This window comes from Luedemannella flava, from assembly GCF_039528515.1.
GTDB classification, from domain to species: Bacteria; Actinomycetota; Actinomycetes; order Mycobacteriales; family Micromonosporaceae; genus Luedemannella; species Luedemannella flava.
This window is the reverse complement of sequence record NZ_BAAALT010000058.1, coordinates 21,201-40,154: the sequence shown is the minus strand read 5'-3', so window position 1 is coordinate 40,154 and position 18,954 is coordinate 21,201. Positions and strand designations below refer to the sequence as shown.

25 protein-coding genes are annotated in these 18,954 nt (G+C 70.4%); 17 read left to right on the top strand and 8 right to left on the bottom strand.

Going from position 1 to position 18,954, the window contains the following annotated elements; genetic code table 11:
* The 17 genes from ABD211_RS11865 to ABD211_RS11785 all read left to right on the top strand — a co-directional run.
* Nucleotides 1–469: flagellar hook-length control protein FliK (locus tag ABD211_RS11865; RefSeq protein ID WP_344129365.1), on the top strand; the 469-nt coding region annotated here is incomplete at its 5' end.
* An 8-nt stretch (nucleotides 470–477) separates the two neighbouring features.
* On the top strand, nucleotides 478–903 hold the full coding sequence (locus ABD211_RS11860) for a flagellar hook capping FlgD N-terminal domain-containing protein (protein ID WP_344129362.1): 426 nt from the start codon (nucleotides 478–480) through the stop codon (nucleotides 901–903).
* Between the two features lie 15 nt (nucleotides 904–918).
* The gene (locus ABD211_RS11855) at nucleotides 919–2,109 is read left to right on the top strand and encodes a flagellar hook protein FlgE (protein ID WP_344129359.1); all 1,191 of its coding nucleotides are present in this window, start codon (nucleotides 919–921) and stop codon (nucleotides 2,107–2,109) included.
* Nucleotides 2,110–2,209: 100 nt separating this feature from the next.
* The gene (locus tag ABD211_RS11850) at nucleotides 2,210–2,509 is read left to right on the top strand and encodes a flagellar FlbD family protein (RefSeq protein ID WP_344129356.1); all 300 of its coding nucleotides are present in this window, start codon (nucleotides 2,210–2,212) and stop codon (nucleotides 2,507–2,509) included.
* Nucleotides 2,509–3,294 (top strand): flagellar motor protein, encoded by a 786-nt coding sequence (locus ABD211_RS11845; RefSeq protein ID WP_344129353.1) that lies wholly within the window; start codon nucleotides 2,509–2,511, stop codon nucleotides 3,292–3,294. Before ABD211_RS11850 ends, ABD211_RS11845 begins: the two co-directional genes overlap by 1 nt.
* Nucleotides 3,295–3,316: 22 nt before the next feature.
* Nucleotides 3,317–4,216, top strand: a complete 900-nt coding sequence (locus ABD211_RS11840) for a flagellar motor protein MotB (protein WP_344129350.1) — start codon at nucleotides 3,317–3,319, stop codon at nucleotides 4,214–4,216.
* Nucleotides 4,217–4,245: 29 nt separating this feature from the next.
* Nucleotides 4,246–4,680, top strand: a complete 435-nt coding sequence (locus tag ABD211_RS11835; protein WP_344129347.1) for a flagellar basal body-associated FliL family protein — start codon at nucleotides 4,246–4,248, stop codon at nucleotides 4,678–4,680.
* A gap of 51 nt (nucleotides 4,681–4,731) precedes the next feature.
* Nucleotides 4,732–5,685 carry a flagellar motor switch protein FliM gene (locus tag ABD211_RS11830; protein WP_344129344.1) on the top strand — a complete coding sequence of 318 codons (954 nt, stop codon included), beginning with the start codon at nucleotides 4,732–4,734 and terminating at the stop codon, nucleotides 5,683–5,685.
* Nucleotides 5,685–6,434, top strand: a complete 750-nt coding sequence (gene fliN / locus ABD211_RS11825) for a flagellar motor switch protein FliN (RefSeq protein WP_344129342.1) — start codon at nucleotides 5,685–5,687, stop codon at nucleotides 6,432–6,434. The genes ABD211_RS11830 and fliN overlap by 1 nt, the downstream gene beginning before the upstream one ends.
* Before the next feature lie 12 nt (nucleotides 6,435–6,446).
* Nucleotides 6,447–6,851, top strand: coding sequence for a flagellar biosynthetic protein FliO (gene fliO / locus ABD211_RS11820; protein ID WP_344129339.1), 405 nt, complete (start codon nucleotides 6,447–6,449; stop codon nucleotides 6,849–6,851).
* Nucleotides 6,848–7,699: a flagellar type III secretion system pore protein FliP gene (fliP, locus tag ABD211_RS11815; protein ID WP_344129336.1), complete on the top strand. Its 852-nt coding sequence runs from the start codon at nucleotides 6,848–6,850 to the stop codon at nucleotides 7,697–7,699. The genes fliO and fliP overlap by 4 nt, the downstream gene beginning before the upstream one ends.
* Before the next feature lie 11 nt (nucleotides 7,700–7,710).
* Entirely contained in the window at nucleotides 7,711–7,986 is a 276-nt protein-coding gene (fliQ, locus tag ABD211_RS11810; protein WP_344129333.1) for a flagellar biosynthesis protein FliQ, read from the top strand.
* 2 nt (nucleotides 7,987–7,988) lie between these two features.
* Nucleotides 7,989–8,753 (top strand): flagellar biosynthetic protein FliR, encoded by a 765-nt coding sequence (gene fliR / locus ABD211_RS11805; protein ID WP_344129330.1) that lies wholly within the window; start codon nucleotides 7,989–7,991, stop codon nucleotides 8,751–8,753.
* Between the two features lie 79 nt (nucleotides 8,754–8,832).
* Nucleotides 8,833–9,918: an EscU/YscU/HrcU family type III secretion system export apparatus switch protein gene (locus tag ABD211_RS11800; RefSeq protein ID WP_344129327.1), complete on the top strand. Its 1,086-nt coding sequence runs from the start codon at nucleotides 8,833–8,835 to the stop codon at nucleotides 9,916–9,918.
* Nucleotides 9,919–10,018: 100 nt separating this feature from the next.
* Entirely contained in the window at nucleotides 10,019–12,052 is a 2,034-nt protein-coding gene (gene flhA, locus ABD211_RS11795) for a flagellar biosynthesis protein FlhA (protein ID WP_344129324.1), read from the top strand.
* Entirely contained in the window at nucleotides 12,030–13,265 is a 1,236-nt protein-coding gene (locus tag ABD211_RS11790; protein WP_344129321.1) for a hypothetical protein, read from the top strand. Before flhA ends, ABD211_RS11790 begins: the two co-directional genes overlap by 23 nt.
* Entirely contained in the window at nucleotides 13,262–13,606 is a 345-nt protein-coding gene (locus ABD211_RS11785; RefSeq protein WP_344129318.1) for a hypothetical protein, read from the top strand. The genes ABD211_RS11790 and ABD211_RS11785 overlap by 4 nt, the downstream gene beginning before the upstream one ends.
* Here ABD211_RS11785 and ABD211_RS11780 read toward each other — a convergent pair.
* From ABD211_RS11780 to ABD211_RS11745, 8 genes are all read right to left on the bottom strand, one after another.
* The gene (locus ABD211_RS11780; RefSeq protein WP_344129315.1) at nucleotides 13,593–14,084 is read right to left on the bottom strand and encodes a zinc metalloprotease; all 492 of its coding nucleotides are present in this window, start codon (nucleotides 14,082–14,084) and stop codon (nucleotides 13,593–13,595) included. The two genes, ABD211_RS11785 and ABD211_RS11780, sit on opposite strands and share 14 nt — an antisense overlap.
* Nucleotides 14,085–14,236: 152 nt before the next feature.
* Entirely contained in the window at nucleotides 14,237–14,680 is a 444-nt protein-coding gene (locus tag ABD211_RS11775; RefSeq protein ID WP_344129312.1) for a hypothetical protein, read from the bottom strand.
* Between the two features lie 44 nt (nucleotides 14,681–14,724).
* Nucleotides 14,725–15,087 (bottom strand): response regulator, encoded by a 363-nt coding sequence (locus tag ABD211_RS11770; RefSeq protein ID WP_344129309.1) that lies wholly within the window; start codon nucleotides 15,085–15,087, stop codon nucleotides 14,725–14,727.
* The gene (locus tag ABD211_RS11765; protein ID WP_344129306.1) at nucleotides 15,084–15,563 is read right to left on the bottom strand and encodes a chemotaxis protein CheX; all 480 of its coding nucleotides are present in this window, start codon (nucleotides 15,561–15,563) and stop codon (nucleotides 15,084–15,086) included. The genes ABD211_RS11770 and ABD211_RS11765 overlap by 4 nt, the downstream gene beginning before the upstream one ends.
* Entirely contained in the window at nucleotides 15,560–15,946 is a 387-nt protein-coding gene (locus ABD211_RS11760; protein WP_344129303.1) for a response regulator, read from the bottom strand. Before ABD211_RS11760 ends, ABD211_RS11765 begins: the two co-directional genes overlap by 4 nt.
* Nucleotides 15,947–15,951: 5 nt before the next feature.
* On the bottom strand, nucleotides 15,952–16,797 hold the full coding sequence (locus ABD211_RS11755) for a CheR family methyltransferase (protein ID WP_344129300.1): 846 nt from the start codon (nucleotides 16,795–16,797) through the stop codon (nucleotides 15,952–15,954).
* Nucleotides 16,797–17,873: a protein-glutamate methylesterase/protein-glutamine glutaminase gene (locus ABD211_RS11750; protein WP_344129297.1), complete on the bottom strand. Its 1,077-nt coding sequence runs from the start codon at nucleotides 17,871–17,873 to the stop codon at nucleotides 16,797–16,799. Before ABD211_RS11750 ends, ABD211_RS11755 begins: the two co-directional genes overlap by 1 nt.
* Nucleotides 17,874–17,978: 105 nt before the next feature.
* Complete coding sequence (locus ABD211_RS11745) at nucleotides 17,979–18,899, bottom strand: hypothetical protein (RefSeq protein WP_344129294.1); 921 nt, start codon at nucleotides 18,897–18,899, stop codon at nucleotides 17,979–17,981.
* Between the last annotated feature and the right edge of the window lie 55 nt (nucleotides 18,900–18,954).

Below are 18,954 nucleotides of genomic sequence, written 5' to 3'. Positions count from 1 at the left end.
CAGCGCGACGGCCACGCCCGCGCCGACCGCCGCGACGGGGCCTGCCGAGCCGCCTGCCACGCCGGCACCCGCGCAGCAGCTCGCCGGGCACATCTCGCTGCTGCGTCGCGACGGCGACGGGGTGCACCGCCTCACCGTGCAGCTGCACCCGGCCGACCTCGGCGCGGTGCAGGTGGTGGCCGAGCTGCGCGACGGGGCGCTACAGCTCCAGCTGCACGGCGCCACCGAGGTGGGCCGGGAGACGCTGCGCGGCGCCCTGCCGGACCTGCGCCGCGAGCTGGCCGAGGCAGGGTTCAGCAGCTGCACGCTCGACCTGCGCCAGGACGCGCCGGCCGGTGGTCGGCAGCAGCCGCGCTCGGCGCCCGTACCCGCTGGGGGAGACGCCGGCGCGGCCAGCACCGAACCGACCACCGCAACCACCCCACTCACCGGTCGCGACCCCCGCGCCCGGCTGGACATGAAGGTCTGAGGAGAGACATGACCGCCCCCATTTCCGGCACGCCGGTCAATGACGTGCTCGGGCAGTACCCGACCACCAAGCCGACCACCGGCGGGTCCGACCTCGGCCAGGACGCGTTCCTGAAGCTCCTCGTGGCGCAGCTGAAGTACCAGGACCCGAGCAACCCGGCCGACGGTACGCAGTTCCTCGCCCAGACCGCGCAGTTCACCCAGCTGGAGAAGCTCGCGCAGCTCGTCACCGACCAGCAGAACATGCTGGCCGGCCAGCACATCCTCAGCGCCGGCAGCCTTGTCGGCCGCACCGTGTCCTTCCCGGACGAGAACGGGATCACTCAGACGGGCGTGGTCAATTCCGCAACCGTCCTGGGCAGTGAGCCGACCTTGAAGGTAGGCGACTGGACCGTTCCCCTGTCCGCCGTCACTGAGATCCGTCAGTCCGCCTAACCAGTAAGGAAAACAATGCTCCGCTCTCTCTTCTCCGGTATCAGCGGTCTGCGCGCCCACCAGCAGATGATGGACGTGACCGGCAACAACATCGCCAACGTGAACACCGCTGGTTTCAAGACCAGCCAGGCGACGTTCCAGGACGCGCTCAGCCAGATGCTCAGCGCGGCCGGCCGGCCCCAGAACGGCACCGGCGGCACCAACCCGGCTCAGGTCGGCCTCGGCGTGCGTCTCGCCGGCATCAGCACCAACTTCGGTCAGGGTGCCGCCCAGGTCACGGGCCGCAGCACGGACCTGATGATCCAGGGCGACGGTTTCTTCGCGGTCAAGCAGGGCAACGAGACGCTGTTCACCCGTAACGGCTCCTTCTCGTTCGACGCGAACGGCACGCTCACCACCAACACCGGCGCGCTGGTGCAGGGTTGGTCGGCGGACGCCAACGGCGTGATCAGCACCAACGGCGGCGTGGGCGCCATCAAGCTGCCGATCGGCACGCTCCTGGCCCCGACGGCGACGGGGATGGCGCGGTTCTCCGGCAACCTGCCGGCGGACGCGGCGGCGACCACCGTGCTGGAGACCTCGATGCCGATCTACGACGCGCTCGGCACGGAGAAGACCCTGTCGGTGACCCTGACCAAGGTGGACGCCGACACGTGGAGCGTCCAGCTCGACGACGGCACCACCACGCCCCTGCCGGCCCCCGTCGCTATCGACTTCAAGGCGGACGGCACGCCGGTGACCCCCGTCCCCGCGACGGTCATCGGTGGCATCACCGTGGACCTGGCCGGCCTGACGAACTACTCGGGCAGCGCCACGCTGGCGCCGCAGGAGCAGGACGGTTCGCCGATGGGGTCGCTGCAGGCGTTCACGATCTCCAACGACGGCACGCTCATCGGCGTGTTCTCCAACGGCCTCAAGAAGCCGCTGGGCCAGATCGCGATGGCGACGTTCAACAACCCGCCCGGCCTGGAGAAGGCGGGCGACTCGATGTACCGCAACACGGTCAACTCCGGGCAGGCTCAGCTCGGCGTCGCCGGCTCCGCGGGCCGTGGCGTCCTGCAGGCGCAGTCCCTGGAGATGTCCAACGTCGACCTGGCGCAGGAGTTCACCAACCTGGTCATCGCCCAGCGCGGCTTCCAGGCGAACTCGCGGATCATCACGACGTCCGACGAGCTGCTCAACGACCTCGTCAACCTCAAGCGTTAGTCAGCCTTTGCCTCAGCCCGTCGCCGTGGGCGCCGATGTGAAAGGTACATCGGTGCCCACGGACGGGCGCATGTCAGTTCAACCAAGGATGGGATAAGCCGTGATTCTCGTGACGCGACTCAACGGTGCGGTGTTCGCGTTGAACCCCGACCTCGTCGAGCGGGTCGACGCCACCCCGGACACGGTGGTCTCCCTGCTCGACGGAACCAAGTACATCATCGCGGAGTCAGTGCCGCGGTTCATCGAGCTGGTGCGTGAGCACCGCGCCTCCGTCATCGCGCTCGCGCACCAGATGGAGGACGACCCGGAGCTGGAGCCCCCGACCGAGCCGAACGCGGCCCGGGTCCCCGGTGAGACCGCCTCCAACAACGTGGTCCAGTTGCAGCGGAGGAAGCGGTAATGGATCCGGCAACCCTGATCGGGATCGGCCTGGCGTTCGGCGCGATCTTCCTGACCCAGATCATCGAGGGCGGCTCGCCCGCGTCGATCATCCTGCTCCCACCGATGCTGCTCGTCTTCGGCGGCACCATCGGCGCCGGCATGGCCGGCGGCATCCTGCGCGACGCGAAGGGGATCTTCCCACAGCTCAAGCGCGCGTTCAGCAGCAAGTCCACGGCGCCGACCGAGCTTGTCGACACCGTGGTGTCGCTGGCCCAGCGCGCCCGCCGCGAGGGCCTGCTGGCCCTGGAGGACGAGGCGCGCGAGGTGTCCGACCCGTTCCTGCGCCGGGGCCTGGAGCTCGCCATCGACGGCACCGACCCGGAGGAGCTCAGCGAGATCCTGCACGCGGAGGTGGCTGCCAAGCGCAAGTCGGACCGCGTCGCGGCCAAGATCTTCTCGGACATGGGCGGGTACGCGCCGACGATCGGCATCATCGGTACGGTCATCGGCCTGGTCCACGTGCTGGAGCAGCTGAGCGACCCGAACAGCCTCGGGCCGCTGATCGCGGGCGCCTTCGTGGCGACGCTGTGGGGCGTGCTCAGTGCCAACATCATCTGGCTGCCCATCGCCAACCGCCTCAAGCGGATGAGCGAGCTGGAGTGTGACCAGATGGAACTGGCGATCGAGGGCGTGCTGGCCATCCAGTCCGGCTCGAACCCGCGCCTGGTCGCGCAGCGGCTCAAGAGCCTGCTGCCGCCGGACGCGCAGGGCGAGTCGAAGGGCGAGAAGGCCAAGGCGGCATGACCGGGCGTAGCGAGGTGGCGGCATGAGCCGGAAAGTGAAGGCGCCACGGCGCCGGCCCGGCGGCCATCACGAGGAGGAGCACCAGAACCACGAACGGTGGCTGGTCACCTACGCGGACATGATCACGCTGCTGATGGTGCTGTTCATCGTCATGTTCTCGATGAGCGCCGTGGACACCAAGAAGTTCTCGGAGCTCGCGAGCGCGCTGGCGGTGTCGTTCGGTGCCGGGCACAGCACCCTGCTGTCCGGCATGGCGTCGCCGATCGAGGGCCAGGACAAGGACATGACCGTCATGCCCAAGGACCCCGGCGCCGACCCGAACCTCAAGGGCGAGCTGGCCCGTAACATGACGATCCAGCCCGACACGGCCGAGGACAAGCGGGACCGGGCGAAGGGCACGGAGGACGCGCGCGCCGCCGAGCGGGAGGTCGACAACCTCCGCGAGGTCCAGCGCAAGATCACGGCCGCGCTCGAGGCGAAGCGGCTCCAGGACAGCGTGCAGTTCCACATCGACGAGCGGGGCCTCGTGGTGACCGTGGTCACCAGCGCGGTGGTCTTCGCCGGCGACCGTGCGGATCTGCTCGCCGCCGGGCGCGACATCGTCGACGCGATCGCGCCGACGCTGCGTAAGCTGCCCAACCGCATCCAGGTGGACGGGCACACCAACCAGTTGCCCGTACCCACGGTGAACTACCCGAGCGCCTGGGAGCTGTCCACGGCCCGGGCATCCGCCGTGGTGCGCCGCCTGGCCGGGGACGGGCTGGCCCGTAGGCGCCTGAGCGCCGCCGGGTACGCCGACACCCGCCCGCTGGTGGACCCGAACGACGCCCGCTCGGTGATCATGAACCGCCGGGTCGACGTCGTCGTCCTGTCCACCCTGCCGTCCGATCAGGCGGCGCTGCTCCCGTCCGTCGCCGGTTAACCCCGCACCACCCCACCAACGAGGAAGCCATGAGCAAGAACGACACCGACTCCACGGTCGACACCGCGAAGCCGAAGCGCACGAAGATGCTGGTGATGCTGGGCATCGTGGTGATGGCCGCGGTTGCCGTGACGGGTGTGAAGCTGATGCTGGACCCGCGCGACGAGACGCCCCAGGCCGGCACGGTCCTCGTGCTCGACACCGTCACGGTGAACCTGGCCGACGGCCACTACCTGAAGATGAAGCTCGCCCTGCAGTCCACCGCCGAGGCGGACGGGCACGGCGGCCTGGAGGGTAGCCACGCGCAGGACCTGGCGATCACCGCCTACACGGGGCGCACGATCGGCGAGCTGTCGTCGGTCGCCGGCCGGCGGCAGGCGAAGGCCCAGCTGCTGGAAGTGGTCAAGAAGGCCTATGACGGCAAGGTCATGGACATCTACTTCACCGAGTTTGTGACGCAGTAGGCAGTCGGCCGGTTTTATCAAGATCTCCTCAAGGGGTCGAGGGTGGAGCCGATGGGTGAGGGCGTGACCATCACGTCCTCACCCGTGCAGACCGGCCGCATGGCAGCGCGCCGGGGAAGCACCGGCCCGCAGCCGTACGATTTCCGGCGCCCGATCAAGCTCTCCCGTGAGCACGTACGCATGCTGCAGATCGTCTTCGAGACGTACGCACGCAGCTGCGCCACCCTGCTCACCACGCGCTTGCGGGCGGTGTCGCAGCTGTCGCTGCTCGCGATCGAGCAGGTGACCTACGACGAGTACATCTCGACGCTGAGCAGCCCGACCGTCATCGGCTCCGTCACCCTCGCCCCGCTGCCGGGCCAGGTGCTGATGGAGGTCCCGCTCGGCTCGATGATGGCCAGCCTCGACCACATGCTCGGCGGGCCCGGCGGCATCCAGCCCACCCGGCCGCTCACCGACGTCGAGATCCCGCTGGTGCGCAACCTCCTGGAGAAGATGCTCGCCGAGCTGAGTTACGGCTTCGAGCAGCTGGTGCCGACCAACCCCCGGCTGGGCGCCCTCGAGTACAACCCGCAGTTCGTCCGGGCGGTGTCGCCCGGCGACGCCGTGGTGGTCGCGTCCTTCGAGATCCGGGTCGGCGACACCGAGAACCTCGCGAGCATCTGCCTCCCCTTCACCACCATCATGCCCGTGCTGCGCTCGGACAACGATGACGTGAAGCTGTCGGAGGAGGAGCAGGCGGTACGGCGCAACGCCCACCGCAAGATCTCCGATGGTCTGTCGGCCGCGCCCATCGACGTCGCGGTGAAGTTCCGTGCGGTGCGCATGCGTACGGACGAGATCGTCGACCTGCAGCCCGGCGATGTCGTGCGCCTGCACCACCCGGTGGACGAGCCCCTCACGATCACCGTCAACGACCACACCTTCGCCCACGCCGTCCCCGGCAATCAGGGCACCCGGCTGGCCTGCCTGGTTGTACCCGAACCCCACGAGGAGAACCACTGATGACCGTCCTGCCCGACACCAGCCGCCGGCTGGACCTCGCCCGCGCCGCCGCGGCCGCCGCCGTGGCCGTGCTGCCCAGCAGCCAGCCGCTGGAGGTTGGCGTCCCGACGTCCACGCTCCCGGAGCACCTGCCGGCCGGCCAGGCCGTGACGGCCCGGTTCACCGGTACGGCCACCGGCGACATCGTGGTGCTCGTGGCTGAGGACCTCGCCACGGCGCTGCAGCAGAGCCCGTTCGGCCCCCTCGACCTGGCGTCCGCCGTCCGCTCCGCGATCGAGTCCGCCGCGGGCGTCTTCGGCCCGGTGGTCGTCGAGCCCGGCCAGCAGATGGAGCCCAGCGTCGCCTTCAGCGCGATCGCGGCCAAGGGCGACGCGATGTTCGTGCCGCTGCTCGAGGGCGACCAGACGCGCGCGGCGATCGGCATCAGCGTCCGCGCAGGCGGCGGCGAGACCGCCCGGGTCGCCGAGCGCGTCGCCGACGCAGCCCCGTCGCTGCGCCGGGCGGGCCTGGACCTGCTGCACGACGTGGAGATGGAGATCTCGGCGGAGCTCGGCCGGACCCGGATGAGCGTCCGCGAGCTGCTCTCGCTGGCCCCGGGCGCCGTGGTGGAGCTGGACCGTGCCGCCGGCAGCCCGGCCGACCTGCTGGTCAACGGGCGGCTCATCGCGCGGGGCGAGGTCGTCGTCATCGACGAGAACTTCGGCATCCGGATCACCGACATCGTCAGCCCCGTCGGCGAGCGCGGCTGAGGTAGACACCGCGTGATCGAGCTCGTCGTACGTATCGCGTTCTCGCTACTCGTCGTGCTGGGCCTGCTGTGGGGCATCGCCCGGATCAGCAGGCGCCGGGTCACCGGACGCGGCGCCACCACGCTGACCGTGCTCGCCCGCCAGCAGTTGGGGCGCAACTCCTCGGTGGCCGTGGTGCGCGTCGTCGACCGGGCGATCGTCCTGGGCGTCACCGACGCCCAGGTGTCCCTGCTCGGCGAAGCGGACCTGGCCGCGCTCGAGAAGGCGGCCGCGCCCCAGGAGCGTCGCGACGCGGTGCAGGTCGGGGCCCCGGCCCGGGCCGCCGCGCCGCTCGGCAGGCTCGACGGGTCGGTGCTCTCCCCGAAGACCTGGCGGGCGCTCGGCGACGCGCTGCGCGAACGGACGGTGCGCTCGTGAGGCGACTCGTCCTGGCCTTCATGGCCACGGTCGGACTGCTGCTGGGCGTACTCCTCATGGGATCGCCCGCGGCGGCCGCACCGCCGGCCGCATCGGTGACCACCGCGGTGGTCGCGGCACCGGCCGCCGGCCCCCTGGCGCTCCCGATGCCCGCCGACCCGACCCCGCCGGCTGACCCGACGGCCCCGTCGATCAACGTCAACGTGGGCGGCGGCAACAGCAAGCCCAGCAGCAACCTGGTCATCCTGATGGGCCTCACGGTGCTGTCCGTGGCGCCGGCGCTCCTGCTGCTCTGCACCAGCTTCACCAAGATCTTCGTGGTGCTCAGCATCACCCGCAACGCGCTCGGCCTCCAGGCCGTGCCGCCGAACCAGGTGCTCGCCGGGCTGGCGTTGTTCCTGAGCCTGTTCATCATGGGCCCGGTCCTGTCGAAGATGAACTCCGAGGGCGTGCAGCCCTACCTCAACGGCGACAAGACGCAGGCCGTCGCGTTCTCCGACGGCGTGCAGCCGCTGCGGGAGTTCATGATCAAGAACACCCGGTCCGACGAGATCGCTCTGCTCACCAAGGTGGCCAAGGACCCGCGACCGGCGAACGCGGCCGAGGTGCCGCTGACCACGCTGGTGCCGGCGTTCGTCCTGTCGGAGCTGCGGGCCGCGTTCATCATCGGGTTCGTCATCTTCATCCCGTTCCTGGTGATCGACATGGTGGTCTCCGCGTCGCTCATGTCGCTGGGCATGATGATGCTGCCGCCCGTGACGGTGTCCCTGCCGTTCAAACTGCTGCTCTTCGTCCTGGTCAACGGGTGGGGTCTCATCGTCACCGCACTCGTCGGCAGCTATACCTAGGGAGTGCGCCGATGAGCGACACCGACGTCATCCATATCGGGCTGCAGGCGCTGATCATCGCCGCCAAGCTGGCCGCCCCCGTGCTCGTCACCGCCCTCGTGGTCGGCTTCGCGATCTCGCTGTTCCAGTCGGTGACGCAGATCCAGGAGGCGACCCTGTCCTTCGTGCCCAAGGCGGTGGGCATCGGCGTCGCCCTGCTGCTGAGCGGCAACTGGATGCTGCACGAGCTGATCTCGTTCACGCAGGGCATGTTCGATCAGATCCCGCGACTGCTGGGCACCGGCTGAGCATGTCATGGCAGCTCAACAGCGCCTCGTTGGTGGCGCTGCTGCTCGCCACGGCGCGGACCTCGGCCTGGCTCGTGGTCTGCCCGCCGTTCAACTCCCGGCTGATCCCGGCACAGGTGAAGGCCCTGCTCTCGCTGGCCATCGGGCTGCTCGTGACGCCCGGGCTGGTCGACTCGGCGCCGCCGGTGACGGCCGGCGCGCTCATCGAGAGCGCCATCCAGCAGGTTGCCGTCGGTCTCGCGCTGGGCTTCCTCACGATGCTCTGCTTCGCGGCCGTCAAGGCCGCCGGTGACCTGCTCGACCTGTTCGGCGGCTTCGCGCTGGCGCAGGCGTTCGACCCGCTGTCGACGACGCAGAGCTCGGTCTTCGGCCGCTTCTTCAACCTCGTGGCGGTCACGTTGCTGTTCGTCAGCGACGGTCACCAGATGGTGCTGCGCGGGTTCACCCGGTCGTTCGAGACGCTGCCGCTGGACGGGGCCCTCTCGCTGGAGTCGCTCAGCCGGCTGCTCAGCCACGGCCTGGACGACCTGTTCATCGCCGCGCTGCAGATCGCCGGTCCGCTGATCGCCGTGCTGTTCTGCACGGATGTCGCGCTGGGTCTGCTCAACCGGGTGGCCCCCTCGCTCAACGCGTTCGCCATCGGTCTGCCCGCGAAGATCCTGCTCACCATGTCCCTGGCCGGCTTCACGCTCGTGATGCTCCCGCACGCGCTCGACGGCATCGTCGACAAGGCCGTCGCGATGGTCGTCCGATTGGCAGGGGGGTAGGCGTGAGCGAGCGTCAGCGGGTGAACCATCAGCTCCGTACTGACTCACGTCGACGCCGGAGCGCAGCGGAGGTGGCGGCGTGAGCGGCGAGAAGACTGAGCAACCTACCGCCCAACGGAAGCAGAAGGCCCGCAAGGAGGGCCAGGTCGCGCGGACCCCCGACCTGGGCGCCTGGGCCGGGATGCTGGCGGCCAGCATGCTGCTGCCGCTGACGGTCAAGATCGCGAATGGCCGGGTGCAGGAGCTGGTGGCGCAGGTTCCGAGGGTGATCGAGAACCCGGACGAGACCCTGATGCTCCGGGTGCTGCGGGACGCGATGATCGCGGTCGGGTTGTCCATCGCGCCGCTGGCGGCCTCGTTGCTCGTCCTGGGTATCGCGGCCGCCGCCGCGCAGGGCGGCCTGCACTTCGCCAGCAAGCTCATGGTGCCGAAGTTCTCCCGCCTCAACCCGTTGCAGGGGATCAAGCGGGTGGTGGGACCACACGCGCTGTGGGAGGCCGTGAAGGCGGTTTTCAAGACCGCGGTGCTGGGCGGGGTGCTCTACTACTCCATCCGCGACCTGATTCCGATCATGTTCGGCGGGGGCGCGCTGCCCCTGGAGGCGCTGCTCGGTGAGATCGTGAGCGCGGCCCTGACGCTCATCCGGTCGGCGGCTCTCGCCGGCCTGGTCATGGCGGCGGCGGACTACGCCGTGGCCCGCCGGCGGATCAACAAGCAGATCCGGATGTCGAAGCAGGAGGTCAAGGAGGAGCACAAGCGCTCCGACGGTGACCCCCAGCTCAAGGGCGCCATCCGCTCCCGGCAGCTGGCCATGAGCCGTAACCGGATGATGGCCGAGCTGCCCCAGGCGGATGTCGTGGTCGTCAACCCCACCCACGTCGCGGTAGCCCTGCGCTACGACCCGGAGAAGGGCGCGCCGCGCGTGATCGCCAAGGGCGCCGGCGCGGTCGCCGCCAAGATCAGGGAACGGGCCGCGGAGCACCGCATCCCGCTCGTGCAGGACGTACCGCTGGCCCGGGCCCTGCACGCGAGCTGTGACATCGGGGCCGAGGTGCCGCCGGAGCTCTACGGCGCGGTCGCGCGCGTGCTGGCGTTCGTCATGGGCCTCAAGGCCCGTGGTTCGGCGGCCGGCCTGCACCGCCCGTTCGCCGCGGCGGCGGCCTGAGGACGTAATCCTCAAGATTTTCTCAAGCTTCCGCTCAGGCCCTACCGGTCCGAGGCCGATGGGACGACGTCAGCACAAGTCGGTGTGATCGAAGGTGGCCGTGAGAGCCCAGAAGCTCAGCCAGTACGTCGTGCCGGTCGGCGTTATCATGATCATCATCATGATGGTGGTTCCGCTGCCGCCGCTGCTGCTGGACCTGCTCATCGCCCTGAACATCACCTTCGCGCTGCTCGTCCTGCTCGTCAGCATGTACGTCAAGCGGCCGCTGGACTTCTCGGTCTTTCCGTCGCTGCTCCTGGTGGCGACCCTCTTCCGGCTCGCGCTCAACATCAGCGCCACCCGTCTCGTCCTTCTCGACGGCTTCGCCGGCAAGGTCATCGACGCCTTCGGTCACTTCGTTGTCGGCGGCTCGCTCGTTGTCGGCCTGGTGATCTTCCTGATCCTCATCGTGATCCAGTTTCTGGTGATCACGAAGGGTGCCGAGCGGGTCGCCGAGGTCGGCGCCCGGTTCACCCTCGACGCCATGCCCGGCAAGCAGATGGCGATCGACGCCGACCTGAACGCGGGCCTGATCGACGAGGCCGAGGCGCGCCGCCGGCGCGGCGAGGTCGCGGCCGAGGCGGACTTCTACGGCGCGATGGACGGTGCCTCGAAGTTCGTGAAGGGCGACGCCATCGCCGCCATCGTGATCACCATCGTGAACCTGGTCGGTGGCTTCATCATCGGCATGGTGCAGAAGGGCATGGCGCCCGGTGACGCGGTCAACCACTACAGCCTGCTCAGCGTCGGTGACGGCCTGGTCTCGCAGATCCCCGCGCTGCTCATGTCGGTGGCGACCGGTCTCATCGTGACCCGCTCGGCCACCGAGGGCGACCTGGGCGGCACGGTCGCCGGCCAGCTCGGTGCCCACAAGCGCGCCCTGCAGATCGGCGGGGCCGCGGTCCTGGCGCTGTGCCTCATCCCGGGGCTGCCCAAGCTGCCGTTCATCCTCGTGGGCGGCCTCGTGCTCGGCGTGGCCTCCCGGCTCAAGGCGCCGGCCGCCGAGGTCACGGAGGAGGCGGGGCCGACCGAGCCGACGCCGGCCGAGGTCACCGAGGCCCTGATCACCGAGATGCGGGTCGACCCGCTGGAGCTCGCGCTCGCCCCCGACCTGATCGACCTCGTCGACACGGGCGACCTGCTCGACCGGGTGCGTGCGCTGCGCCGCAAGGTGGCGCTCGAGCTGGGCATCGTGATGCCGCCCGTGCGTACCCGCGACGACCTCGATCTCCCGCTGTCCAGCTACGCCGTCCGCATCAGCGGCGTCGACGCCGGGTCCGGCCACGCCCCGCCCGGCACCGTGCTCGCCATCGGCGAGGGCCTGGGCAACCTGCCCGGCCGCGCGGGCACCGAGCCGGTCTTCGGCCTGGCCGGCAAGTGGATCCCGGCCGAGCTGTCCTACCAGGCGGAGCTGTCCGGCGCGACCGTCGTGGACCGGGCGTCGGTGGTCATCACCCACCTCGCCGAGGTGGTCCGCGCGAACGCGAGCCGGCTCCTCGGCCGCGAGGACGTGCGGGCGCTCACCGAGATGGTCAAGCGCACCCACCCCGTCGTGGTGGAGGAGCTGACCCCCGCGCTGCTGTCGCACGGCCAGATCCAGAAGGTGCTGCAGTCACTGCTGGAGGAGGGCGTCGCGATCCGCGACCTGGTCCGGATCTTCGAGGCGCTGTCCCTGCGCGCCAAGGTGTCCACCGACCACGACGGCCTCGTCGAGGCGGCGCGTGGCGCGCTCGGTCCGGCCATCGCCAACGCGCAGGCGGACAACGGTGTGCTCAGCGTGCTCACCCTCGACCCGCAGCTCGAGCAGATCATGCTCGAGTCGGTGCGCCCGGTCGAGTCCGGCGCGTTCCTCGCGCTGGACGCCAACACCGCCGAGGCCGTCGTGGCGTCCACGACCCGCCTGGCGGAGGCGGCCGAGCAGCAGGGACACACGCCCGTCCTGGCGTGCTCCCCGCCGCTGCGCGCGCCGCTGTACCGGCTGCTGCGATCGGGTGGTCGCAACCAGATTGTCCTGTCATATCCGGAACTCGCCGGCGCGCCGGCGCGTATCGAGACCATGGGGGTGGTGAACGGTGTCTACGCGGGTATTGCTTGAGGGTCCTGCCATCGAGCCGTTGCTGGAGCAGGTCAGGTCCGAGTACGGCGCGGCCGCGCGGATCGTGTCGGCCGAGAAGGTGCGCACGGGCGGGCTCGGCGGCTTCTTCGCCAAGCAGCGCTACGAGGTGGCCATCGAGGTCGAGGAGCCCACGGCCCCGTCCGTGACCGCCCCGGCCGCGTCCAGCCCGTCCGCCCCGGCTGCCGGCGCGACCGACGAGCTGGCCGCGCTGCTCGAACTGGTCGAGGCGAGCCAGGACCGCTTCCGCAACCTCCCCGCCCCGGACAGCGTGGACGCGCCGGTCATGACGACCGCGCGGGTGGTCCCGGCCGAGGTCCTGCCGGCGTCCGGTCCCCGGGCCGGCCTGGTGTCCACGAGCGGTGACGCCTTCGCGCGTCTCATGGCCGAGTTCGAGGCGGTGACCGAGCGTCCCGGCGACACGGAGCGCCTGCTGGGCCTGGACCGGCTCGGGTCGGGCGTGCGTCCGTTCCAGCCGCAGGTGATCCGCCGCGACGACTCGGACCTGCTGCCCGTCCGGTCGGGCGCGGCCGCGCTGACCGACCGCCTGCGGGAGCTCGGCATGCCCGCGCACCTGGCCGTCCGCAGCCGCGGCGGCGACCCGTGGCAGGCCGTCGTCAGCGCGCTGTCCGACCTGCCCACGCCGCCGGCCGCGCCGACCGAGGCGGGCGACGTGCTGGTCATCGTGGGCGAGCGCGACCACGCTCTCGCCGTCGCCCGGACGCTGGCGCCGACGATGCACCTCGACCCCTCGCGGATCATGGTGGTCGGTCCGTCCGTGGCGGGCACCGGCCTGCACGCGAGCCGCCGGCTGAGCGGTCCGAGCGAGGTGCGCCGCCGGGCGCGCCAGCTGCACCGGGCCGACGTGCCGCACCTGGTGGTGCTCGACACGACGTTCGGCGACGACGCGTGGGCGCGCGAGGTGCTCCGCGCGATCGGGGCGAGCGCGGTGTGGGCGGTCGTCGACGCGGGTCGCAAGACCTCCGCGATCGCCCGGGCGCTGCGTGGGCTGGGCCGGGTGGACGGCCTGGCGGTCTACGGCGTACCCGGGTGTGACGACCCGGCGACAGTCCTCGGCCTTGACGTACCCATGGCCATGGTCATGGGTGAGCCGGCCACGCCGCAGGCGTGGGCCGCACTGCTCGCACCGCGCCTGATCGGCGCCGTGACCCGGGAGGATGGTGGCGACCTGTGATCAGGCCCGCGACGCTCGTCATTGCGCTGGTCCTGGCCGCGCCCGCCCTGTGGCAGGCGTTCTTCGCCGAGGACTTCGACATCAACCGGGTGCTGACCCGGTACCTCATCGCCGTGCCGGTCGCGGCCCTGATGATCTTCTGTCTCAGTGTGCTCACGGATGCCTACCGCCGGGCGGTGGCGGCACGTGAAGAGGCGGAGCTCGAGGAGCAGATGCGCAAGGAGACGGAGGCGCTGAAGGCCGCGGAGGCGGCAGCGCTCAAGGCGGCCGCGCCGTCCCCGCGCGCGCCGGAGCCCGCCCCCGAGGTGGCGGACGCGGACGAGGCGGTCAGTGCCGCTTGAGCATGGCCTTCTCGGCGCTGCTGAAGGCGAGCGTCGAGTTGCGCCCGTTGGGACACGTGAGGCTGTAGTACATGATCGACGAGCAGCTCTTGTTGTGGCTGTGGACGCCGAAGGCGTGACCGAGCTCGTGCACGAGGGTGTCGTACCGCAGCGAGTAGCTCATCCCGCGGCGGGTCGCGGACAGCTCGATCCGCGTCGGGTTGTTCCCGACGTAGGTGACGGCCGCCCAGCTCGGGTTGGCCAGCTTCCTCTTCTCGCGGATCTGCACGCACGGGTACTTGGGGCGGCAGGCGCCGAACCGCAGCTGGCTGCCCGTGAACCGGTCGACGAACGCCACCGCGCTACGCACCGGCCAGGCCTTGTCGGCCTTGTAGTCGATCCAGACCGTGCGGGGTCCGGCCGCCGCCGCGGGGGTCTCGGAGAGACACAGTAGGGCCGGCGCCAACAGGGCCAGGACGGCGGCGTACGTCTTGCGCATGGCTTTGCTCCTGAACACGGGGTACACGACATGGCGCCTCGGCACGGACCGAGCGCCATAGCGCGGTATGGGTTATGGGGGTACGGCGGAAACCGGTCCGTCGGGGGCGACGACCGGTGTGCCGTGGTGTGGTTGTCGGTGGGTGCGGGCGGTTACAGGGCGACGGAGAGCGCGAGGCGGCCGGTGCCGTAGCGGGTGACCTCGACCTCCAGGTCAAGGCGCTGTCCCAGCGCGATGAGCTGGCTGGCGACGTCGGTGGGAACCTGCTCGCCCGGCGCGATGAACTGGTACAGACGCAGGTGTGGCGCGTCCTCGCGGTTCAGCAGGCCGGTGAAGATGTTGCAGAGCTCCTTGACGTTCTCCGCCAGGTTCGGCGCGAGCGCCTTGTCGTCCACGGCGTCCTCCGCCGCGCCGGGCGGCAGGAGGCCGAGTGCGGCCCCGGCGTTCGCGGCCAGCGGGAGGTCCAGGCCGAGCACCGCGGACAGGCGCAGGTTCTGGTCGGTGTAGACGGCGATCGCCATGCCCTTGACGTCGGAGGCCTGTGCCGGACCGGTGACGCTGACGTTGACGTCACGGCCGAGGAGGTCCTCGAACATCGAGCGGATCCGCATGGCGGGGGGAAGTGGTACAGACATAGTGATCATCCCAGGATGGGGGTGAATACTTCGGTGAACCGGTCTGCGGTGAACGGCTTGATGATGAAGAACAGGGCGCCCGCGTCCTGGGCGGCCTGCTGCATCTGCGGGGTGCATTCCGAGGTGACGAACCCGAAAGGCACCCTGCTTCCCCCGGCACGGAGGGCGTTGAGCACCTCGATGCCGGTCATCTCGGGCATGTTCCAGTCCGAGATGACCAGATCGGGGGCCTCAGCGTTCACCGCGTCGAAGGCCTGCCGACCGTCGGCGGCCTCGACCACGTCATGATCGCCGAACCCTGCCTGACGCAGGGTACGGGTGACGATCTGACGCATCACGCGGCTGTCGTCGGCGACAAGGATCTTCATCCGTTGCCGTCCGCGAGGTCGGTCTTCTGCCACATGGCGATCGAGACGGGCTCCTCGCGCCACACGCCGGCCAGCTCGCAGATCTGCACGCAGGCGGGCCAGCGCACGCTGCCACCGCTCACGTTGACGACCTGTGGGAGCGAGACCATCGAGGACGCGGGCAGCATGCTCTTGACGTTGCCGCCGACGATGTTGGCGAGCTCGCCGAGCACGTCGGTGACGTCGTCAGCGCTGACCTCGGTCGCGTCCATCATGAGGAACGCGGCCGCCGCCTGCTTGGCCGCGGCGTCGGAGCAGGAGACCACGACGTGGCCGCTCCAGCCGCCGGTGATGGAGACCGACGCGACGATGTCGGTGCTCGGCGACTCCTCGATCGGGATCAGCGGGTCGGTGCCCTCAGTGTCGAGGTAGGACGACCAGACCTGCCCCACGATGTCGGCGAGGTCCTGGGCGGTGGGAACGATTTCGGTGCTCATGCGGTCGCTCCGCTCGGTACGAGGCCCAGGAGGGCCAGCTTCTCCAACATGGCGCCCTGGGTGAAGGGCTTGATGACGTACTCGTGGGCGCCCGCGGCGAGCGCGCGCACGATCTGGCTCTGCTCGCTCTCCGTGGTCACCATGACCAGGGTCATGTCCTTGAACCGGCCGTCGGCCCGCACCGCGGTGACGAACTCCAGGCCGTTCATGTTCGGCATGTTCCAGTCGACAAGGGCCAGGTTCGGGACCTCGCTCTCGCTGTTCAGCGTGTCGAGGGCGGCCTTGCCGTCCTCCGCTTCGATGACGTCGAAGCCGAGTTGCCCGACGATGCGGCGCAGGATGAGCCTCATCGCGCGGGAGTCGTCGATAACGATCGCTCGCATAGTGATCACACCCTCCCCGCGGCGCCGGCCGGCACGGCCGTCCGCATCCGGTACGCGGCGGCGCGACCCACAGCGACCCGTTCGAACCCTTCATCGATCCCGATCGTCGTCTCGGCCGAACCCAGGAACAGCAGCCCGTCCGGCCGCAAGGTGCCCGTGACGCGGTGCAGGACCTCGGCCTTGGTCTCGACGTCGAAATAGATCAGTACATTGCGCAGGAACACCAGGTCGAACAGCCCGAGCGGCGGCAACGGTGCCGCCAGGTTGAGCCGCTGGAAGGTGACCGAGCGGCGCAGCTCCTCGCTGACCGACCAGTGGGCACCCACCCGCTCGAAGTGGTGGACCAGCATCGCGGCCGGGAGGCCACGGTTGACCTCGACCTGGGTGAAGAGCCCGGCCTCGGCCTTGCGGATCATCTCGGCGGAGATGTCCGTCGCGATGATCTCGAACGTCCAGCCGGCCGGCAGGAAGTCGCGCAGCAGGATGGCCAGGCTGTACGGCTCCTGGCCGCTGGCGCAGCCAGCCGACCAGATCCGCAGGTGCTTGGCCACACTGCGGGACGCGAGCAGCCCCGGCAGGATGGTCTGGGACAGGGCGCTGAACGGCTCACCGTCGCGGAACCACGACGTCTCGTTGGTGGTGAGCGAGTCGATCACCGCCTGGCGCAGTTCCGGCCCGGGGTCCTGGCGGAGCTGGTAGACCAGCTCGTTGACCCCTCGCATGCCGCCTTCCCGAGCGACAGGTGCCAACCGTGACTGGACCAGGTATTCCTTACCTGGCGCCAGCACGATCGCCGCCTCGCGCTTGATGAAGGCGGCGATAAACGCAAAGTCCGAAGCGGACAGTTGCATCACACCACCACTTTCGTTCGGGTGGTGCGCGAAGCGCCCACACGGCTAACAATGAACGGAGCTATGTCGGGGAGGGGCAGCGTCGCCGTCGCGAGGCCGCCCTTGACCACACCGCCGGGCATGCCCCACACCACGGAGCTGGCCTCGTCCTGGGCGATCACGTCGGCGCCGGCGGCGCGCAGCACCTGGCTGCCGGAGACGCCGTCCTGACCCATGCCGGTCAGCACGACGCCCAGCGCGGCGCCGCCGTACACCTGGCGGACCGAGCGGAACAGCACGTCGACGGCGGGCCGGCAGGAGTGCTCCGGCGGCGCGTCGGTGAGCACGGCGACCACGGCGGCGCCGCGGCGGGCGACCGTGAGGTGCCGGTCACCCGGCGCGATGAGCACGGTGCCGGGCTGGACCGGCATGCCGTCCTGGGCCTCGGCGACCCGCAGGCCGCACGCCCGGTCCAGCCGCTCGGCGAACATCCGGGTGAAGACCGGCGGCATGTGCTGGACCACCAGGACGGGCGCGGGCAGGGTCGCCGGCAGGGCGCCCAGCACCTGGCTGAGGGCCTCGGGACCGCCCGTGGAGGCGCCGATGGCCACGACGTCGATGCCGCCGGTGCGCTTGGGCGCCGCGCGCGGGGCGACCGGCTCCACCGAGGGGTGGCTGGGGCGGGTCGGCACGCGGCGGTTGTGCAGCGCGTAGATCCGGGGAAGAAGCTGGTCGCGCACCGCGCGCACGGCCGAGGCGATGCTGTCCATGCGCGACGGCTTGGTCACGTAGTCCGTCGCACCCGCGGCGAGCGCGTCCAGCGTCGCGGCGGCGCCGCTCGCGGTGAGCGCGCTGAACATGATCACCGGAAGCCGCGAGTCTGTGCGGCGCAGCTGACGGACGGCCTCCAGACCGTCCATCTCCGGCATCTCGACGTCCATCGTCACGAGGTCGGGGTTGAGCCGCTCGATCTTACGGAGTGCGATGCGACCGTTGGCCGCGGTGCCGATCACCTGGACGTCCGGGGCGTCTGCCAACGCATCGACGATCAGGCGACGGACGACCACTGAGTCGTCGACCACCAGAACCGATATCACGTCGGTCGCCTCCTGGACCTCTCCTTTGGGGTCATCCGTGTGCCCCCTGAACGTCATTCCTTTTCGGCCGGACCCGTCCCGGCTTGAGGACTCCTTGCCACCCGCTCACATCAACCAGGCGGGTCCCAGCGCCCCGATGACCGGGGCGAGTAACCGGTGGGTCGTGGCCTCATCCAGGAGATCCCGGACAACCACGGCCTGAACGGCACCACTGAGCATGTTCCACACCCCGCCGGCCCGGTCGGCCAGCGTGATGACGTCGTGGTCGAGGGCCTGGACGAGCAGCAGCTGGCCGCTCGCCGCCACCCGTATCCGGTCGGAGATGTGGGCGGCCCAGGAGGCAGCGTGGACGGCGCCGGCCCAGGCCACGCCCTCCCGCGCACGGGCCTCGTCGGAGGCGATGGTGAGCCGCTGGGCGTCGGTGGAGCTGACCGTACGCAACCGCTCGAGCAGCGCCGTGACGGCCAGCTGATGCGGTCCGAGGTCAATAGGGGGTAATTCAGGCAAACGGCGCTGCGCCGAGATCCACGGCGCCGCGAGGCGCCGGCGGGTCCGCGGTGACAACACATCCCGCAGGTACGCCGCGACGGCGGCATCGCACAGTAGGGCGGTGGCCTGGGAAGCGAGGGGTTCCTGGCTGGCCGCGAGGCCGGTGCCCGACCACGTCCACGCCAGGATGTCGTAGCGCACCAGGCGCAGCAGCGCGTCGACGGTGCCGATGGGGGCGAGCTGGAGGGCGCGCAGCAGGGCGGCGTTGGACTCGCCGGCCCTGGGCGCCGGCGGGTCGCCGGTGGGATCGTCGCGGGACGTGACGGCCGGGTCCAGGCCGCGGGAGACCGTGGGCATGCGTGCCGCCGCGGTCTCGACCTCCAGCCACAGTTCGGCCCGGGCGTCGTCGGCGAGCAGGTGTTCCGCCATGATCGCGAGCGCCGGCGCGGTCAGGCGCAGAGCGTGCAGCAGTACCTCGGCGGTGGCGGGTCCGCCACCCATCCGGGTCAGATCGAAGCCCAGTACGGGGGCACTCACGAGGGTGTACATGGTCCCTTTCCCAGGAGTGGGCATGCCCGCGGGTCGCGGACAC

Excerpts from the sequence above, each read along its gene's own strand:
- ABD211_RS11860 (WP_344129362.1), top strand. The coding sequence starts at position 478 with ATGACCGCCCCCATTTCCGGCACGCCGGTCAATGACGTGCTCGGGCAG.
- ABD211_RS11855 (WP_344129359.1), top strand. The coding sequence starts at position 919 with ATGCTCCGCTCTCTCTTCTCCGGTATCAGCGGTCTGCGCGCCCACCAG.
- ABD211_RS11845 (WP_344129353.1), top strand. The coding sequence starts at position 2,509 with ATGGATCCGGCAACCCTGATCGGGATCGGCCTGGCGTTCGGCGCGATC.
- ABD211_RS11840 (WP_344129350.1), top strand. The coding sequence starts at position 3,317 with ATGAGCCGGAAAGTGAAGGCGCCACGGCGCCGGCCCGGCGGCCATCAC.
- ABD211_RS11835 (WP_344129347.1), top strand. The coding sequence starts at position 4,246 with ATGAGCAAGAACGACACCGACTCCACGGTCGACACCGCGAAGCCGAAG.
- ABD211_RS11830 (WP_344129344.1), top strand. The coding sequence starts at position 4,732 with ATGGGTGAGGGCGTGACCATCACGTCCTCACCCGTGCAGACCGGCCGC.
- fliN (WP_344129342.1), top strand. The coding sequence starts at position 5,685 with ATGACCGTCCTGCCCGACACCAGCCGCCGGCTGGACCTCGCCCGCGCC.
- fliQ (WP_344129333.1), top strand. The coding sequence starts at position 7,711 with ATGAGCGACACCGACGTCATCCATATCGGGCTGCAGGCGCTGATCATC.
- fliR (WP_344129330.1), top strand. The coding sequence starts at position 7,989 with ATGTCATGGCAGCTCAACAGCGCCTCGTTGGTGGCGCTGCTGCTCGCC.
- ABD211_RS11780 (WP_344129315.1), bottom strand. The coding sequence starts at position 14,084 with ATGCGCAAGACGTACGCCGCCGTCCTGGCCCTGTTGGCGCCGGCCCTA.
- ABD211_RS11775 (WP_344129312.1), bottom strand. The coding sequence starts at position 14,680 with ATGTTCGAGGACCTCCTCGGCCGTGACGTCAACGTCAGCGTCACCGGT.
- ABD211_RS11770 (WP_344129309.1), bottom strand. The coding sequence starts at position 15,087 with ATGAAGATCCTTGTCGCCGACGACAGCCGCGTGATGCGTCAGATCGTC.
- ABD211_RS11765 (WP_344129306.1), bottom strand. The coding sequence starts at position 15,563 with ATGAGCACCGAAATCGTTCCCACCGCCCAGGACCTCGCCGACATCGTG.
- ABD211_RS11760 (WP_344129303.1), bottom strand. The coding sequence starts at position 15,946 with ATGCGAGCGATCGTTATCGACGACTCCCGCGCGATGAGGCTCATCCTG.
- ABD211_RS11755 (WP_344129300.1), bottom strand. The coding sequence starts at position 16,797 with ATGCAACTGTCCGCTTCGGACTTTGCGTTTATCGCCGCCTTCATCAAG.